The sequence below is a fragment of the Ensifer sp. GW101-20A05 genome, assembly GCF_059424735.1.
In genome coordinates, this window is the sequence record NZ_JBWKZT010000013.1 from 16522 (window position 1) to 33478 (window position 16957).

General features: G+C 63.0%; 14 protein-coding genes. 13 read left to right on the plus strand and 1 reads right to left on the minus strand.

Going from position 1 to position 16957, the window contains the following annotated elements; translation table 11 throughout:
• The first annotated feature begins 6 nt into the window (after window positions 1–6).
• From AC070A_RS25915 to pta, 7 genes are all read left to right on the plus strand, one after another.
• Complete coding sequence (locus AC070A_RS25915; RefSeq protein WP_492384045.1) at window positions 7–819, plus strand: taurine ABC transporter ATP-binding protein; 813 nt, start codon at window positions 7–9, stop codon at window positions 817–819.
• On the plus strand, window positions 812–1639 hold the full coding sequence (locus AC070A_RS25920) for an ABC transporter permease subunit (RefSeq protein ID WP_057248762.1): 828 nt from the start codon (window positions 812–814) through the stop codon (window positions 1637–1639). Before AC070A_RS25915 ends, AC070A_RS25920 begins: the two co-directional genes overlap by 8 nt.
• Before the next feature lie 219 nt (window positions 1640–1858).
• Window positions 1859–2239, plus strand: coding sequence for a nuclear transport factor 2 family protein (locus tag AC070A_RS25925; protein WP_112995857.1), 381 nt, complete (start codon window positions 1859–1861; stop codon window positions 2237–2239).
• Between the two features lie 17 nt (window positions 2240–2256).
• Complete coding sequence (locus tag AC070A_RS25930) at window positions 2257–3657, plus strand: NAD(P)/FAD-dependent oxidoreductase (RefSeq protein WP_492384044.1); 1401 nt, start codon at window positions 2257–2259, stop codon at window positions 3655–3657.
• A gap of 34 nt (window positions 3658–3691) precedes the next feature.
• On the plus strand, window positions 3692–5467 hold the full coding sequence (gene xsc / locus AC070A_RS25935; RefSeq protein ID WP_057248759.1) for a sulfoacetaldehyde acetyltransferase: 1776 nt from the start codon (window positions 3692–3694) through the stop codon (window positions 5465–5467).
• Window positions 5468–5542: 75 nt separating this feature from the next.
• Entirely contained in the window at window positions 5543–6580 is a 1038-nt protein-coding gene (locus AC070A_RS25940) for a YeiH family protein (RefSeq protein ID WP_492384043.1), read from the plus strand.
• Entirely contained in the window at window positions 6580–7590 is a 1011-nt protein-coding gene (gene pta, locus AC070A_RS25945; RefSeq protein ID WP_492384042.1) for a phosphate acetyltransferase, read from the plus strand. Before AC070A_RS25940 ends, pta begins: the two co-directional genes overlap by 1 nt.
• A gap of 19 nt (window positions 7591–7609) precedes the next feature.
• Here pta and AC070A_RS25950 read toward each other — a convergent pair whose 3' ends face one another.
• Window positions 7610–8485 carry a LysR substrate-binding domain-containing protein gene (locus AC070A_RS25950; protein ID WP_113131871.1) on the minus strand — a complete coding sequence of 292 codons (876 nt, stop codon included), beginning with the start codon at window positions 8483–8485 and terminating at the stop codon, window positions 7610–7612.
• Window positions 8486–8602: 117 nt separating this feature from the next.
• On the opposite strand from AC070A_RS25950, the gene AC070A_RS25955 reads away from it, so the two are divergent.
• The 6 genes from AC070A_RS25955 to AC070A_RS25980 all read left to right on the plus strand — a co-directional run bounded on the left by AC070A_RS25955 (window position 8603) and on the right by AC070A_RS25980 (window position 16949).
• On the plus strand, window positions 8603–10255 hold the full coding sequence (locus AC070A_RS25955) for a Na/Pi cotransporter family protein (RefSeq protein WP_492384041.1): 1653 nt from the start codon (window positions 8603–8605) through the stop codon (window positions 10253–10255).
• Window positions 10256–10358: 103 nt separating this feature from the next.
• Window positions 10359–11561 carry a 2-aminoethylphosphonate--pyruvate transaminase gene (locus AC070A_RS25960; RefSeq protein ID WP_492384040.1) on the plus strand — a complete coding sequence of 401 codons (1203 nt, stop codon included), beginning with the start codon at window positions 10359–10361 and terminating at the stop codon, window positions 11559–11561.
• A 15-nt stretch (window positions 11562–11576) separates the two neighbouring features.
• The gene (gene phnA, locus AC070A_RS25965) at window positions 11577–12839 is read left to right on the plus strand and encodes a phosphonoacetate hydrolase (RefSeq protein WP_492384039.1); all 1263 of its coding nucleotides are present in this window, start codon (window positions 11577–11579) and stop codon (window positions 12837–12839) included.
• Window positions 12840–12849: 10 nt separating this feature from the next.
• The gene (gene phnY, locus AC070A_RS25970) at window positions 12850–14304 is read left to right on the plus strand and encodes a phosphonoacetaldehyde dehydrogenase (RefSeq protein ID WP_113131867.1); all 1455 of its coding nucleotides are present in this window, start codon (window positions 12850–12852) and stop codon (window positions 14302–14304) included.
• A 364-nt stretch (window positions 14305–14668) separates the two neighbouring features.
• Window positions 14669–15691 carry a putative 2-aminoethylphosphonate ABC transporter substrate-binding protein gene (locus tag AC070A_RS25975; RefSeq protein WP_162733543.1) on the plus strand — a complete coding sequence of 341 codons (1023 nt, stop codon included), beginning with the start codon at window positions 14669–14671 and terminating at the stop codon, window positions 15689–15691.
• Window positions 15692–15773: 82 nt separating this feature from the next.
• The gene (locus tag AC070A_RS25980; RefSeq protein WP_113131866.1) at window positions 15774–16949 is read left to right on the plus strand and encodes a putative 2-aminoethylphosphonate ABC transporter ATP-binding protein; all 1176 of its coding nucleotides are present in this window, start codon (window positions 15774–15776) and stop codon (window positions 16947–16949) included.
• Window positions 16950–16957: the final 8 nt, after the last annotated feature.

Sequence of the window (16957 nt, forward strand, 5' to 3'; positions counted from 1 at the left end):
TTTCTCATGGAAACATTGAGCGTCAGGAACATCAGTCTGATCTATCCGGGCCTGTACTCGGACCAGGCGATCATCGCCCTGAAAGGTGTCAACCTTACCATCAACAGCGGCGACTTTGTCGTCGCCCTCGGGGCTTCGGGCTGCGGGAAAACCACCTTGCTCAACCTGATGGCGGGCTTCATGGCCCCCTCAGAGGGCGACATCACGCTTGGCAATCACCAGGTCAACGGACCGGGCGCCGAGCGCGGCGTGGTCTTCCAGAAGCACGCATTGCTGCCGTGGCTGAACGTCATCGAGAACACCGAATTCGGCCTCAAGCTGCGCGGCGTCGACAAGGCGACCAGGCGGGATCTCGCCACCAAGAACCTAGCCTTGGTCGGCCTGCAGGACTTCCACCGGCATATGATCTACCACCTGTCGGGTGGGATGCAGCAGCGCGTCGGCATCGCACGGGCGCTGACCTGCGATCCCGCCATGCTCTTGATGGACGAGCCGATGGCGGCACTCGACGCGCTGACGCGCGAGACGATCCAGGAGTTGCTTCTGAAAGTCTGGCAGCTCACCAACAAGATGTTCTTCTTCATCACCCATAGCGTCGAGGAGGCGCTGTTCCTCGGCTCGCGGCTGATCGTCATGTCGCCGCGCCCGGGCCGCATCACCCACACCTACGAACTCAACTTCAACAAGCGTTTCCTCGCCGAGGGCAATGCCCGGGCGATCAAATCCAGCCCGGAATTCATCCGCATGCGCGAGGAGGTGCTCGGCATCATCTATGGCGACGAACGTGCGTCCGGCAACCCGGAGGTGGCCCATGCTTGACAGAGTGACACGCGCCAAGCCCGTAAAGGCCGGCAAGATCTTCGGCGCTCCGGGTGACGGAAGCAGCGGTCTCATCAGTTTTTCAACGACACTCGTGCTCGTCGCCCTCTGGTTCTTCGTAACCGAATCCGGTTGGGTCAAGCCGCTGTTCCTGCCGTCGCCGCTGGCGGTCTGGGACAAGTTCATGCTGGCGCTGACGGACGGTGTTTCGAACTCGACCCTGATCGAGCACACGCTCGCCAGCATCAGTCGCGTCTTCGGTGCCTTTCTGCTGGCGCTGGTGACGGCGGTTCCGATCGGCATCCTGATGGGCGTCAACCGCTTCGTGCGCGGTCTGTTCGACCCCATCATCGAATTCTATCGGCCGCTGCCGCCACTTGCCTACCTGCCGCTTGTCATCATCTGGCTCGGCATCGGTGAGTTCCCGAAGGTGTTCCTCATCTATCTGGCAATCTTCGCGCCGATGGCGATTGCCGCCAGAGCAGGGGTGCGTTCGGTCTCTACCGAACAGATCCACGCGGCCTATGCGATGGGGGCCACCCGCGGGCAGGTCATCAGCCAGGTCATCATGAAGGCCGCCTTGCCCGAGATCTTCACCGGCATGCGCATCGGCATCGGTGTCGGCTGGACGACCCTGGTGGCGGCGGAAATGGTGGCTGCCAACCGAGGGCTCGGCTTCATGGTTCTGAATGCAGCTGAAAACCTCGAAAGCGACACGGTGATCATGGGCATCTTCATCATCGGCATCTTCGCCTTCGCCTTCGATCTTCTGATCCGCTACCTAGAAAAGGTGCTGATCCCCTGGAAGGGCCACCTTTAACCAGAGAATCCCGCTCTCAAGTCGAATCACTGGAGACGGAAAGATTGCCTAGAATCAAAGTGCTAGAGCGTTCCTTTGCGCGTTCAATTGAACGCACGGCGCTCTAGGCGACAGCTTCGACAAATCATTCGTACCCGGCCTGGCGGCCTTTGAAGACGGCGTCTCCCGTCTCCGGCGAAGCCATGCCTGACGACTAAGCCAAAGGACAGGACGATGACACTGACTGCAACCGATCTCAAAACCTTGTTCGATGCCTTCAACCGGCACGACATCGATGGGGTCATGCGCTTCTTTGCCGAGGACTGCGTTTTTAACGCGGTCGGCGGACCCGAGGTCTACGGCGCCCGCTTCACGGGTAGAGCGGCGATTGCTGACGCCTTCAGCGGCGTCTGGACATCGATGCCGGATGCCGAATGGGGCAATCACAGCCATTTCGTCGAAGGCGACCGCGGCGTGTCCGAATGGACCTTCTCCGGCACGGCCGCCGATGGCAGCCGCACTGAGGCCGAGGGCTGCGACCTCTTCACCTTCCGCAACGGCAAGATCGTGCGCAAGCAGGCGTTCCGCAAGAACCGCCCGGTCCTGCAACCCCGCTACTGACGGCTGGAGCGAAAGCAATGCAACTGCGCGCCACTCCCTTGAAGCCTGCAAGAGAGCCGTTCGATCCGGCCTATGACCCCAACCATGCCCGCAGCCCCGGCAGAGGCAAGGACTACGCGCCGACCTATTGGATCGGCACTGCCGGGCCTGAACCGGAGGATGACGGCCCAGTCACAAGCGACATCGACGTCGAAGTCGCCATCATCGGCTCGGGCTATACGGGCCTCTCCTGCGCCATTCATCTGGCGCGTGAGCACGGCATCAAGGCGACGGTGCTGGAGGCAAACGGCGTTGCCTGGGGCTGCAGCACCCGCAATGGCGGGCAGGCGCAGATTTCGGCTGGCCGTCTTAAGCGCTCGCAGTGGATTGCCCGCTGGGGCGTCGACGTCGCCCGCAAGATGCACGCGGAGATTTCCGAGGGATTCGACCTCTTTCGCACTCTCGTCCGCGAGCCCGAAATCGACTGCGATCCGCAGGATGGCGGCCATCTCTATATCGCCCACCGCGACAAGATGCTGCCAGCGCTCGAAAGCGAAGTGCGCGTCCTCAACGACACCTTCGGCTATCGTGCCCGCATGGTATCGCGCGACGAGATCCATCGCGAATTCGTCCGTGACGAGGAAGCACGCGGGGCGATGTATGAGCCCGATGGCATGGGCATCCATGCCGCCAAGCTAGCCTTCGGCTACCTCAGGCTTGCCCGCAAGCTGGGGGCAAAGGTGCATACGTCGAGCCCGGCGCTTGATTGCACTGCCAAGGGCGGCATGCATTACCTGACGACGCCTGGCGGAACGGTGCGGGCGCGTGCCGTCTGCATCGCTACTGCCGGATACACCTCGCCTGGCATGAACGCGCTCACCCGCCACCGACTGATGCCGATCCTGTCGAACTCGATCGTCACTCGACCGCTGACGGAAAGCGAGCAGAAGGCGCTGAACTTCAAGGCGCGCATCCCGCTCACCGATACGCGGACGCTGCGTCACTACTATCGCATGCTGCCGGATGGCCGGGTGCAGATCGGCAGCCGCAGCGCCATCACCGGACGCGACGCGAGCAATCCGAAGCATCTCGAGATCCTGCTTGCCGGCCTCTACCGCAAGTTCCCGGCGCTCCGCGGCATCGACATCGACTACTCCTGGTGGGGTTGGGTGGATGTCAGCCACGACATGATGCCGCGCATCTTCCAGCCGGATCCGGGCCAAAGGCTGTTCTACGCCATGGGCTATGGCGGCAACGGCGTGATGTATTCCGCCCAGGCCGGCCGTCGCATGGCCCAGATGGTCGCCGGCAAAGGCGGCGGCCTCGACCTCCCCATCTTCACTTCGCCTCTGCCGGGCCACGGGCTTCTGACGCCGTTCCGACGGCTCGGCCAATGGGGAATGTACCGCTGGTACTACCTCCGTGACGAGATCCTCTAACTCTTTGAAATAATACCAGGAAAGGAACCACCCCATGAAAATGACCACCGAGGAAGCCTTCGTCAAAGTTCTTCAGATGCATGGCCTCGAACATGCCTTCGGCATCATCGGCTCGGCCATGATGCCGGTGTCGGACCTTTTCCCGAAGGCTGGCATCAAGTTCTGGGACTGCGCCCATGAGACCAATGCCGGCATGATGGCGGATGGCTTCAGCCGCGCGACGGGCACGATGTCGGTTGCGATCGGCCAGAACGGCCCTGGCGTCACCGGGTTCATCACCGCGATCAAGACGGCCTACTGGAACCACACGCCGCTCCTGATGGTGACGCCCCAGGCGGCCAACAAGACGATCGGTCAGGGCGGCTTCCAGGAAGTCGACCAGATGGCGATGTTCGAGGAAATGGTGTGCTACCAGGAAGAGGTACGCGATCCCTCGCGTATACCTGAAGTCCTGAACCGCGTCATCGAAAAGGCCTGGCGCGGTTGTGCGCCTGCGCAGATCAACATCCCGCGCGACTACTGGACCCAGGTGATCGACGTCGACCTGCCGGCGATCGTCCGCTTCGAGCGTCCGGCCGGCGGACCGCAGGCGATTGCGGAAGCCGCAAAGCTGCTGTCGGAGGCGAAATTCCCTGTTATCCTCAATGGTGCCGGCGTCGTCATCGGCAATGCCATTTCCGATTCCATGAAGCTTGCCGAACGCCTCGACGCGCCGGTCTGCTGCGGCTACCAGCACAATGATGCCTTCCCCGGCAGCCATCGCCTCTCGGTCGGCCCGCTCGGCTATAACGGCTCGAAGGCAGCGATGGAGCTGATCTCCAAAGCCGACGTCGTGCTGGCACTCGGCACCCGGCTCAATCCCTTCTCGACGCTTCCGGGTTATGGCATCGACTACTGGCCGAAGAACGCTTCGATCATCCAGGTCGATATCAACGCCGACCGGATCGGGCTGACCAAGAAGGTGTCGGTCGGCATCTGTGGCGATGCCAAGCAGGTCGCCCGCCAGATCCTCGAGCAGCTCTCGCCCTCGGCCGGCGATGCCGGCCGTGAGGAGCGCAAGGCGGCGATCCACCAGACCCGTTCGGCCTGGCAGCAGCAGCTCTCCTCGATGGATCATGAGGACGACGATCCGGGCACGGAATGGAACGAGAGCGCACGCTCGCGCGAGCCGAACCGCATGTCGCCGCGCCAGGCCTGGCGGGCGATCCAGGCGGCTCTGCCGAAAGAGGCGATCATCTCCACCGACATCGGCAACAATTGCGCGATCGGCAACGCCTATCCAACCTTCGAGGCTGGCCGGAAATATCTGGCACCGGGCATGTTCGGCCCCTGCGGCTACGGTTTCCCGTCGATCGTCGGCGCCAAGATCGGTTGCCCGGATGTGCCGGTGGTCGGCTTTGCCGGCGACGGCGCCTTCGGCATCTCGATGAACGAGATGGGCTCGATCGGCCGTGAGGGCTGGCCGGCGATCACCATGGTGATCTTCCGCAACTACCAATGGGGTGCTGAAAAGCGCAACACGACGCTCTGGTACGCCAACAATTTCGTCGGCACCGAGCTCAACCCCAACCTCTCTTACGCCAAGGTGGCCGAAGGCTGCGGGCTGAGGGGCGTGACCGTCAATACGACGGCAGCCCTCACCGAGGCGCTGTCCAACGCGATCGCCGACCAGAAGAGGGGTGTCACCACCTTCGTCGAAGTCATCCTCAACCAGGAGCTCGGCGAGCCTTTCCGGCGCGACGCGATGAAGAAGCCGGTGCCGGTTGCCGGCATTGATCGTGCCGACATGCGTCCGCAGAAGCGGGCCTGAGCCGACCCGATTGCACGATGCCCGCCCGGCTTTTCCGGGCGGGCGCAGCGTCCCGCGAGCGACCGGAATGACATCATGACCTTTACCGCATCTGTCCACGAACGTTTCCGCAGCGTGCCCTCCGGCTTTGCGACCCACTGGCCGGGCTTCGCCGTCACAGCGGCCGTCGCCGTCGCCGCCCAGTTCCTCTCCGATCACTACGGCGCGCCGGCCATGCTGATGGCGCTTTTGCTCGGCATCGCCTTCCACTTTCTGTCCGAGGAGGGGCGTTGTGTCGCCGGGATTGATTTCTGCGCCAAGAAGGTGCTGCGCATCGGTGTGGCGCTGCTCGGCATGCGGATCAGCGTCGACCTCCTGATCGGACTCGGCGCCGGCACCATCCTGCTGCTCGTCTCGGCGATCGCGGCCACCATCGGCTTTGGCCTGCTCGCCGCGAAATTGCTCGGCCGCGGCTGGCGGCTGGCGCTCATCACCAGCGGTTCGGTCGCCATCTGTGGCGCGTCGGCGGCGATGGCGATCGCTGCCGTCTTGCCGAAGAACGAGTTTTCCGAGCGCAACCTGATCTTCACTGTGCTCTCGGTCACGGTGCTCTCCACCCTTGCCATGATCGCCTATCCGATCATTGCCCAGACCATGGGGCTCGATGCCCGCGCGACTGGCATCTTCTTCGGCGGCACCATCCACGATGTCGCGCAGGTCGTCGGCGCCGGCTTCTCGGTCTCGCCGGAAGCGGGGGAGACGGCGACGCTCGTCAAGCTGATCCGCGTCACCATGCTGGCGCCGGTCGTGCTTATCTTCTCGCTGTCGCTGCGCAAGGTGCCGCAGCCCGAGGGCGAGACCGGCAAGCGTCCGCCGCTTTTGCCCGGTTTCGTCGTCGCCTTTCTGATCTTTGCGGCGTTCAACTCCTTCGGCCTCGTGCCCGAACTGGTGGCCAAAGCCGGCATGGAAACCTCCCGTTGGGCGCTGATTGCGGGCATCGTCGCCGTCGGCATGCGCACCTCGCTCAGGCGCGTTCTCGACGTCGGCGGAGATGCGGTCGCGCTTATCGTCGCCGAAACCGTCTTCATCGCCCTCTTCATTCTCGTCGGCATTCACTATTTGGGACACGCCTGATGAAACCGCTCGATCGCATTCTCGAAGCCGCGAAAGCCGCGCCGCGCCATATCGTGCTTGCCGAAGGGGAAGACCCACGCATCGTCGAGGGGGCCTTGCGCGCCGTGCGCGAGGGCGTTGCCGAGACAACCCTCGTCGGCAGCCGGAACATCGTCGAGGAACGGTTGGCGGCCGCCGGCGCGCGCCCGGGCGAAATCCGCATCGAGGATCCGGCGTTGTCGCCGCTCACCCCGCGCCTTGCTGCGGCCTACCATGAATTGCGCCGCAACAAGGGCGTCGACGCGGCGGCGGCAGCCGAGGCTGTGCGTTCGCCGCTCGTCTTTGCCGCGATGATGGTGCGCGAGGATGCCGCCGACGGCACGGTTGGCGGGGCGGTTGCGACCACCGCCGATACGGTGCGCGCCGCGCTCCAGACCATCGGTCGCGCGCCGGACGTTGGCCTGGTGTCGAGCTTCTTTCTGATGATGCTGTGCGCGCCGCATCACGCAAAGAAGGGCGCTTTCGTCTTTGCCGACTGCGGCCTCGTCGTGGATCCCGATGCTGCGGGTCTCGCCGACATCGCGGTGACGTCGGCGCGCTCCTTCGAGCAGCTTGCCGGCAAGCCCGCGAAGGTGGCGATGCTTTCCTTCTCGACCGCCGGCAGCGCTGCGCATGAGCGCGTTTCCAAGGTGGTGGAGGCGACCAGGCTCGCCCATGCCGCAGCACCCGGTCTGGTCATCGACGGCGAGCTGCAGTTCGACAGCGCCTTCGTCGAGGCCGTCAGTGCCGCCAAGGCCCCCAACTCGGCGCTCAACGGCGAGGCCAATGTCTTCGTCTTCCCGAACCTTGATGCGGCGAATATCGGCTACAAGATCGCGCAGCGGATCGGCGGTGCGACGGCGATCGGCCCGATCCTGCAGGGGCTCGCAAAACCGGCCAACGATCTTTCGCGCGGCTGCAATGTCGAGGATGTCTTCCTCATGATCGCCGTCACCGTCGTTCAGGCCTCAGGCGGGAAATCGAGTGGGTAGGCGGATGAAAGCCGACAGCTCACGTTACCGCTTTTGAAAGACTGCGCGCGATGTCGAAGAAGGCGCTGACAAGCTTGCCGTTGCTACGTTCGCGCAAGCAGATCAGTGCTTCATCCATCAGCATTTCCGGCGCCTCGATCCGGATCGGAACGAGGCGATTGTCCTGGCCGAACTCGGCCGAGGAGACGAAGCCAACGCCGCCGCCCGCAGCAACGATCTCGCGCACGGCCTCGCGGCCCTCGGCTTCGATGAGCGGCGTCAGAGGCACGCCGCATTGTTCGGCCATCGCTTCCAGTTTCTGCCGGGTCTTGGAGCCCTGTTCGCGCATGACGAGCGGGTGTTTGGCAAGGTCGGAGAAGGTGACGGTCTTTTGACCGGCGAGGGGATAGTCGCTGCTGGCAAAAGCGATGATCGGCGTCGAGTTCAGTTTCAGGATGTCGAAATCGCTCGATTGCGGGATCTCGCCGAGTACGCCGATATCCGCCTCGTAGGCGTGCAGGCTGGTGATGACCGTCTCGGTGTTGCCGGAATCGATCGAGACCTGCACCGTCGGATAGGTGCGCCGGAAGGCGGCGAGAATGTGCAGCAGGTGGTGGGCGGCGTCCGCCACGATGCGCAGCTTTCCAGCCCTCAGTGCCCGCGATTCCGAAAGAAGATCCAGCGCCTGCTGTTCGACATCGAACATCCGGCGCGTGACTTCGAGAAGCTGCTGGCCCGACTGGGTCAGCGTCACCTGCTTCTTGTTTCGGTTGAAGAGCAGGACGTCGTACTCCTCCTCGAGCTTGCGCACCTGATCGGATACCGCAGGCTGGGTGAGGAACAGCGCTTCCGCCGCGCGTGAGAAGCCGCCGTGGATGGCCACGTTGTGGAAGGCGCGAAGCTGGACATAGCGCATGCGTGCGACGCCTTTCAGGATAGATTTCATCTATGGATTCATTAAAACGAACGATTTGATTTATGTAAAGCGGCAAAGGATAGTTTTCGGATTCCATCCTCTTTCCGGAGCGCGCCCATGAACCTCCCGGCTGTCGCCCTCGAACTTGCTGCTGCCACCGTCCTGTTGCTCTATGCCGTCAGTCTCGTGAAAAAAGGCGTCGAAGCAGCTGCCGGCGACATCGTCGCGCGAACGGTCGGCGGTGCTGGCGGCCGGCCGCGCGCCGCCGTCTGCGGCTGCGTGGTGGCGATTGCTCTACAGAGTTCGACAGCCGTCGCCATGCTTGCCGCCGGCTTTGCCGTCAGCGGCGCGCTGGGGCTCGATACCGGTCTCGCGGTGCTGCTTGGCGCCGATCTCGGCTCGGCGCTCGTCGTTAAGATCCTGTCCTTCGATCTGCATTGGCTGGCGCCGCTCCTGGTCGCGGCCGGTGGCCTCGTGCATCTGAAGGCATCAAGCCGCAAGGCGGTCGAAGCCGGACGCGCCGTGCTTGGCATCGGCCTGTTGCTTCTGTCGCTGCAGATGATCGGCCATGCGACGCAGCCGCTCGCCCAAAGCCCGGTCCTGCCCTCCGTCGTCGCCTTCGTCGGCAAGGATGCGCTGACGGTTATGATCCTCGCTGCGTTTTTCACCTGGGCGCTGCATTCGAGCGTGGCGGCGATCCTGCTGATCCTGACTTTCGCCGCGAAGGACATCGTGCCTGTTGATGTCGGCATTCCGCTGGTTCTCGGGGTCAATATCGGTGGTGGGCTGATCGCGCTCTGGCTGACGCGCGGCCTGCCGGTCGAGGGGAGACGGCTGCCGCTCGGCAACCTTCTCTTTCGCGCCCTGTTCGGCGCAACCGTCTTCGGCGCATTCTCGTTGCATGCCCCCTTCGACTGGCTTCCGGGAGAGACGGCGGCCGCAAAGCTCGTCAACCTGCATGTACATTTCAATGCCGCCCTCGTTCTCGTCGGGATGGCCTCCTGCGGTCTGATGGCGCGTCTTGTCCAGTTGTTCATGCCGGATGCCGCCGGCGCCGGCGACCGATCGGTCCATGTCAGCGCACTCGACCGCACGCTGATCGACAAGCCGCCGCAGGCGCTTGCCGCTGCGGCGCGCGAGGTATTGCATATGGGCAATCTCATCGCCCGAATGCTGGAGCCGGTGATGACGGTCATCCACGCGCCAACGCCGGAAGCCGTAAAGACGCTGCGAAGCATCGACGGGGAGATCCATCGGGCGCATAGCGAGATCAAACTTTACATCGCCGCCGTCAACCGAGGTTTCCTCACCCAAGACCAATCCAGGCGCGGCATCGAACTCACCGAGGCGGCAATCCATCTCGAATATGCCGGCGACGTGGTCGCAAAAAGCCTGCTGCAAATGGCCGAGGAGCGGCTGGAGGGGGCGGGTGCGTTCTCGCACGACGGGTGGCGCGAACTCACCCTGCTACACGCGGCCGTGTCGTCCAACGTCAGGCTTGCGGCCAGTCTTCTCGTTTCGCCCGACCCGGTGATCGCCCGCGAGATGGTCCGGCAAAAGGAACATGTGCGCCGCCTCGTCGAGGAAAGCAGCAAGAGCCACCTGGAGCGGCTTCGCCAAGGTGTGGCGGCCAGCATCCTGTCGAGCGACATGCACCTGGAGATCGTTCGGGGCCTGAAGGAGGTCAATTCGCTGGTGACCACCATGGCCTATCCGCGCCTGCGCGAGAGCGGTGACCTGCTGGAAAGCCGGTTGGTTCCCGCCGTATAGGAAGTATAAATCAGATCGATAGATTGATACAAAAGAACGATTTTACAGATAGATGTTTCCGCCCCATTGTCGTTCTCGAACACGCCAACCGCGAGGACGGACAATGCCAAACACAGCTTCTGACAGAACCATCGCGCCCCTGGAAACGCCGAGGCTCGGCGAGCCCTATCTGCTCACGCCCGGCCCACTGACGACGGCCTACGAGGTCAAGGAAGCCATGCTGAGGGACTGGGGCTCCTGGGATGGCGACTTCCGGGCAATGACCGCCAGGCTGCGCCGCGAACTGCTCGACATTGCCGGTGATACCAAGGGCGAGTTCGATTGCGTGCCGATGCAGGGCAGCGGCTCGTTTTCGGTGGAGGCAATGCTCGGCACCTTCGTTCCGAAGGACGGCAAGGTCCTGGTGCTGATGAACGGCGCCTATGGCAAGCGCATCGCCCAGACGCTTACCTATCTCGGCCGCGACCACGTGATGATCGACAAGGGCGACTACATGCCGCCCCGCGGCCTCGAAGTCGCGGCCGCTCTCGATGCCGACCCTGATATCACCCATGTCGTCGTCGTACATTGCGAGACGAGCTCCGGTATCCTCAATCCCCTCAAGGAAATCTCCGACACCGTCTATTCTCGCGGCCGCAAGCTGCTGGTCGATTCCATGAGCGCCTTCGGCGCCGTGCCGGCCGGCATCAGCGATTTCCGCTACGAGGCGATCGTCTCCTCGGCAAACAAATGCATCGAGGGCGTGCCCGGCTTCGGCTTCGTCATCGCCCGCAAGAGCGAGCTGGAGGCCGCTAAGGGCCGCAGCCACTCGCTGAGCCTCGATGTGCATGCCCAATGGGACTACATGAACAAGACCGGCCAGTGGCGCTTCACACCTCCGACCCATGTGGTCGCGGCCTTCCTCGAAGCGCTGCGGCTGCACCGCGAGGAGGGAGGCGTCGCCGGTCGCGGCGCCCGCTATGCCCGCAACCGCGACGTCATGGTCGCCGGCATGCGCGAGGCAGGCTTCGAGACGTTGCTTGCCGACCAGTGGCTGTCGCCAATCATCGTCACCTTCTTCAGCCCGGCCCATCCCGCCTTCGCCTTCGATCGTTTCTACGATCTGATGAAGGACAAGGGCTTCATCATCTATCCGGGCAAGCTGACCGTGGTCGACAGTTTCCGCGTCGGCTGCATCGGCCGCATGGACGAGCACGTTATGCGCCGTGTGGTCGCAGCTGCTCGTGAATCCCTCAATGAAATGGGCGTCGACAGTGCCGCCCCGCCGGCGGTCGCCCTTGAGGAACGCCGCCGTCTCGCTGCCTGAACAAAGGAAATTCCAATGAACCAGATGTCCAAGATCACCGTTACCGCCAACCGCCGCACCTATCCGTGGCCGAAGGTTCCGGCCATCGCCATCTGCCTCGACGGCTGCGAGCCGGCCTACCTCGATGAAGCCATCAAGGCCGGGCTGATGCCGACGCTCGAGCGCATCCGCAAGACCGGAACGGAGCGCACCGCGCTCAGCGTCATCCCGAGCTTCACCAATCCGAACAACCTTTCCATCGCCACCGGCCGGCCGCCGGCAATCCACGGCATCTGCGGCAACTATCTCTATGAACCGCAGACCGGCAACGAAGTGATGATGAACGACCCGCGCTTCCTGCGCGCGCCGACCATCTTCAGCGCCTTCTACGATGCCGGTGCGAAAGTTGCCGTGGTGACGGCGAAGGACAAGCTGCGGGCGCTGCTCGGCCACGGCCTCAAGTTCGACGAGGGCAGGGCGATCTGCTTCTCGTCGGAAAAGTCCGACAAGACGACCAAGGCAGAAAACGGCCTCGACAATGCATCGGCCTGGCTCGGCCGCCCTGTGCCGGAAGTCTATTCGGCTGACCTTTCCGAGTTCGTCTTTGCCGCCGGCGTCAAGCTGCTCAAGGAGTTCCGGCCCGACGTCATGTATCTGACGACGACCGACTACGTGCAGCACAAGTATGCGCCCGGCGTGCCGCAGGCGAATTCCTTCTATGAGATGTTCGACAAATACCTGACCGAACTCGATGCGCTTGGCGCCGCGATTATCGTCACCGCCGACCACGGCATGAAGCCGAAGCACAAGAACGATGGGTCGCCGGATGTCGTCTACGTCCAGGACCTGCTCGACGAGTGGCTCGGCAAGGACGCCGCCCGCGTCATCCTGCCGATCACCGACCCCTATGTCGTGCACCACGGTGCGCTCGGCTCCTTTGCCACGGCCTATCTGCCGGAAGGCGCCGACAAGGAGGAGATCATCGAGCGCCTGAAGGTGATCGAGGGTATCGATGTCGTCCTTACACGCCCGGAAGCCTGCGTGCGTTTCGAACTGCCCGATGACCGCATCGGCGATCTCGTGCTGATCTCAACCGAAAACAAGACGCTCGGCACCAGCGAGCACCGGCACGATCTCGCAGCACTCAACGAGCCGCTGCGTTCGCATGGCGGGCTCACCGAACAGGAGGTGCCCTTCATCGCCAACCGCAAGCTTCCGGAACTTCTGACGGCCGGCACGCTACGCAATTTCGACGCGTTCTTCTACGCGCTCGTCGCAGCGGCACAAACGGCGCACTAGGGAGGGCTCGATGACCAAGGTGGAAACGACGTTCGCCATTCGCCACGAGCCGATGCGGATCGCCGGCAAGGCGGTCGATACCGAAGGGCGCATCGAGGTGCGCTATCCCTTCAACGATGCCGTCATCGGCACCGTGCCGGCGGGTAACGCCGAGCACGCCCGCAAGGCCTTCGAGATCGCGGGGGCATACCAGCCGAAGCTGACACGCTATGAGCGTCAGCGCATCCTGCTCAAGGCCGCCGACCTACTCGTCGCCCGCAAGGAGGAGATTTCCGACCTGATCACGCTGGAGCTCGGCATCTCCAAGCAGGATTCGCTCTATGAAGTCGGCCGCGCCTTCGACGTGCTGACGCTGTCGGGGCAGATGTGCATCCATGACGATGGCGAGATCTTCTCCTGCGACCTTACCCCGCACGGCAAGGCGCGCAAGATCTTCACCACCCGCGAACCGCTCAACGCCATTTCGGCGATCACGCCCTTCAACCATCCTCTCAACATGGTGGCGCATAAGGTGGCGCCGGCGGTCGCGACCAACAATTGCGTGGTGCTGAAGCCGACCGAACTGACGCCGATGACGGCGCTGGTCTTCGCCGACATCCTCTATGAGGCCGGCCTGCCGCCGGAGATGCTCTCGGTCGTGACCGGCTGGCCCGCCGATATCGGCATGGAGATGATCACCAATCCGAACTTCGACCTCATCACCTTTACCGGCAGCGTTCCGGTCGGCAAGCTGATCGCAGCACACGCCCATTACAAGCGTCAGGTGCTGGAGCTCGGCGGCAATGATCCGCTGATCATCCTCAACGATCTGTCGGACGACGATCTCGCAAGAGCGGCGGATCTTGCCGTTGCCGGCGCCACCAAGAACTCCGGCCAACGCTGCACTGCGGTCAAACGCATCCTCTGCCAGGAGAGCGTTGCCGACCGCTTCGTGCCGCTGGTGCTGGAGCGAGCGAAAAAGCTGAGGTTCGGCGATCCGATGGACCGGGCGACCGAGCTCGGCACGGTCGTGCATGCTCGCGCGGCGGAAGTCTTCGAACAGCGTGTGTTGAAGGCTGCGGAAGAGGGAGCGGAGATCCTCTATCACCCCGGTCGAAAGGGTGCCTTGTTGCCACCGATTGTGGTCGACCGGGTAGCGCATTCCAGCGAGCTGGTGATGGAGGAAACCTTCGCGCCGATCATCCCGATCGTGCGCGCCCCCGACAACGACGACGCGCTGATCGCGCTCTCGAACTCGACGGCCTTCGGCCTTTCTTCCGGCGTCTGCACCAATGAGTTCCGGCGAATGCAGAAATACATCGCCGGGCTGAAGGTCGGCACGGTCAACATCTGGGAAGTGCCGGGTTACCGGATCGAGATGAGCCCCTTCGGCGGCATTAAGGATTCCGGCAACGGCTACAAGGAAGGCGTCATCGAGGCGATGAAGAGCTTTACCAACGTCAAGACATTCTCCTTGCCATGGTGATCTCAAGCGTTTCCCCCCGCTGACTCACCCCTCTGGGAGCCGCCTTGGCGGCTCCCTTTTTTATGGTTCGGAGCGTCTCACTGCATCGTCTTCGGTGCACAATCGTAGATCTGCCCCTTCTTTCGGCAGGTCGTGCGAAGTTGTATCGAAACTTGCCGCCGCCTTGATCAATCGTGGCTCGTCATGCCCAGTTCTGCGGCGGATCATCCATAGCTTTAATCTTCTGAACGATAAGAATAATAAATTTTACTTACAGGAAACCGCTGCGCAGAATGTTTCCCGAAGCCGATCACAAGAGGGCAACGACAAGATTGCCCGCCGCGCTTCCCCGGTTTTACCAGGACCTCAGAGGAGAACTTCAATCATGAACAGACGCATGCTCTTCGTGCTTGCCGGCGCCGCTTCCGCTGTGCTTCCTGCCATCGCTGCCGCTGAAACCCAGCTCACCGTCTACACCGCCGTCGAAGCCGTAGACCTCGACCGCTACAAGGCGACCTTCGAGAAGGCCCACCCGGACATCAAAATCAACTGGGTGCGCGATTCCACCGGCGTCATGACCGCCAAGCTGCTCGCCGAGAAGGACAATCCGCAGGCCGACGTCGTCTGGGGGCTCGCTGCAACCTCGCTGCTGCTCCTGAAGACCGAAGGCATGCTGGAGCCTTACCAGCCGAAGGGTGTCGAGGCGCTCGATCCGAAGTTCGTCGACAAGGACACGCCGCCGAGCTGGGTCGGCATGGACGCCTATGTCGCAGCCCTTTGCTACAACACGGTCGAGGGTGAAAAGCTCGGTCTCACACCGCCGGCGAGCTGGAAAGACCTGACGAAGCCCGAATACAAGGGCCACGTGGTGATGCCGAACCCGGCATCCTCGGGCACCGGTTTCCTCGACGTCTCGGGCTGGATGCAGATGTGGGGTGAGGAGAAGGCCTGGGACTTCATGGACAAGCTCCACCAGAACATCTCCGCCTACACCCATTCCGGCTCCAAGCCGTGCAAGATGGCGGGTGCCGGTGAAGCCGTCATCGGCGTGTCCTTCGAGTTTCCGGGTGCCAAGGCCAAGAGTGCCGGCGCACCGATCGACATCATCTTCCCCGCGGAGGGTTCAGGCTGGGAGGCGGAGGCAACCGCGATCATCGCCGGCACGGCAAATCTCGAAGCCGCAAAGACGCTGGTCGACTGGTCGGTCACCAAGGAAGCCAACGAGATGTACAATTCCGGCTATGCCGTCGTTGCCTATCCGGGTGTCGCCAAGCAGGTCGAGCACCTGCCCGACGACATCGCTTCCCGGATGATCGTCAACGACTTCGAATGGGCCGCCAACAATCGCGCGGAAATCCTCAAGGAATGGCAGAAGCGCTACGACGCCAAGTCTGAGCCGAAGAGCTGAGCCTGATGGCCGGGCGTAGCGCTACCGCGCTGCGCCCGTTCGCATTTCTCTTGGAAATCCCTCAAGCCAGCGGAGCTTGCAGATGAGGCATGCCCTGTCGATCGAACCGACGCCCACCAGCCGTCAGCACTTCGCCGATGACGCGGCCGCGGAGCCGGCTCCCTATTTGCAGATCTCGGATCTCTGGAAGACCTATGGCGATTTCGTTGCGCTGCGCGACATTTCGCTGAGCATTGCCAGAGGCGAGTTCGTCTGTTTCCTCGGTCCCTCCGGCTGCGGCAAGACAACATTGCTGAGAGCCATCGCCGGTCTCGATCTGCAGACGCAGGGCACCATCCTGCAGGATGGCCGCAACATCTCGACGCTGCCGGCCTCCAGGCGCGACTATGGCATCGTCTTCCAGTCCTACGCGCTCTTTCCCAACCTGACGATCGAGCAGAACATCGCCTTCGGCCTGGAAAACACCGGCCGATCGAAGGCGGGGGTCGCGTCCCGCGTCGCCGAATTGCTGGAAACAGTCGGCCTGTCGGCTCACGGCAAGAAGTATCCGGCTCAGCTTTCCGGTGGCCAGCAGCAGCGCATTGCGCTTGCCCGCGCCATCGCAATCTCCCCGGGGCTGTTGTTGCTTGACGAGCCGCTTTCGGCACTCGATGCCAAGGTCCGCGTGCATCTTCGCCATGAGATAAAGGCACTGCAGCGCAAACTCGGCGTCACCACCATCATGGTCACGCACGACCAGGAGGAGGCGCTTGCCATGGCCGACCGGATCGTCGTCATGAACCACGGCGTCATCGAGCAAGTCGGCTCGCCCACCGAGATCTACCGTCACCCCGAAACGCTGTTCGTCGCCGATTTCATCGGTGAGACCAACCAATTCCCAGCGCGTGTCACCGGGGACGGCGAGGTCGAGATCGGCCACTCGGCTTTCTGTTGCTCGACCCTGGATTTTTCGGCGGGCCATGCGGCAACGGCCGTCGTCCGCCCGGTTGATATCATCCCGCACGGTGCCGATGCCCATGCCGCCAACGCCATCGACCGGCCGGCGACGCCGCAGAACCTGATCGATGCCGAAGTGCAGGAGATGGAGTTCCTCGGCATGTTCTGGCGCACGCGCTTGACGGCACCGCGCCTTGGCGAACGCACGCTTGTCGCCGACTTCTCCGTCAATGCCGTCAGGCGCCTCAGGATCGAGACGGGCGGCGCCATCCAGGTGGAAATCCCGCGGGAACGTCTTCTGCTCTATCCAAGGGGTGCCTAACGATGAAC

Excerpts from the sequence above, each read along its gene's own strand:
- AC070A_RS25915 (WP_492384045.1), top strand. The coding sequence starts at position 7 with ATGGAAACATTGAGCGTCAGGAACATCAGTCTGATCTATCCGGGCCTG.
- AC070A_RS25920 (WP_057248762.1), top strand. The coding sequence starts at position 812 with ATGCTTGACAGAGTGACACGCGCCAAGCCCGTAAAGGCCGGCAAGATC.
- AC070A_RS25930 (WP_492384044.1), top strand. The coding sequence starts at position 2,257 with ATGCAACTGCGCGCCACTCCCTTGAAGCCTGCAAGAGAGCCGTTCGAT.
- xsc (WP_057248759.1), top strand. The coding sequence starts at position 3,692 with ATGAAAATGACCACCGAGGAAGCCTTCGTCAAAGTTCTTCAGATGCAT.
- AC070A_RS25940 (WP_492384043.1), top strand. The coding sequence starts at position 5,543 with ATGACCTTTACCGCATCTGTCCACGAACGTTTCCGCAGCGTGCCCTCC.
- pta (WP_492384042.1), top strand. The coding sequence starts at position 6,580 with ATGAAACCGCTCGATCGCATTCTCGAAGCCGCGAAAGCCGCGCCGCGC.
- AC070A_RS25950 (WP_113131871.1), bottom strand. The coding sequence starts at position 8,485 with ATGCGCTATGTCCAGCTTCGCGCCTTCCACAACGTGGCCATCCACGGC.
- AC070A_RS25955 (WP_492384041.1), top strand. The coding sequence starts at position 8,603 with ATGAACCTCCCGGCTGTCGCCCTCGAACTTGCTGCTGCCACCGTCCTG.
- AC070A_RS25960 (WP_492384040.1), top strand. The coding sequence starts at position 10,359 with ATGCCAAACACAGCTTCTGACAGAACCATCGCGCCCCTGGAAACGCCG.
- phnA (WP_492384039.1), top strand. The coding sequence starts at position 11,577 with ATGAACCAGATGTCCAAGATCACCGTTACCGCCAACCGCCGCACCTAT.
- phnY (WP_113131867.1), top strand. The coding sequence starts at position 12,850 with ATGACCAAGGTGGAAACGACGTTCGCCATTCGCCACGAGCCGATGCGG.
- AC070A_RS25975 (WP_162733543.1), top strand. The coding sequence starts at position 14,669 with ATGAACAGACGCATGCTCTTCGTGCTTGCCGGCGCCGCTTCCGCTGTG.
- AC070A_RS25980 (WP_113131866.1), top strand. The coding sequence starts at position 15,774 with ATGAGGCATGCCCTGTCGATCGAACCGACGCCCACCAGCCGTCAGCAC.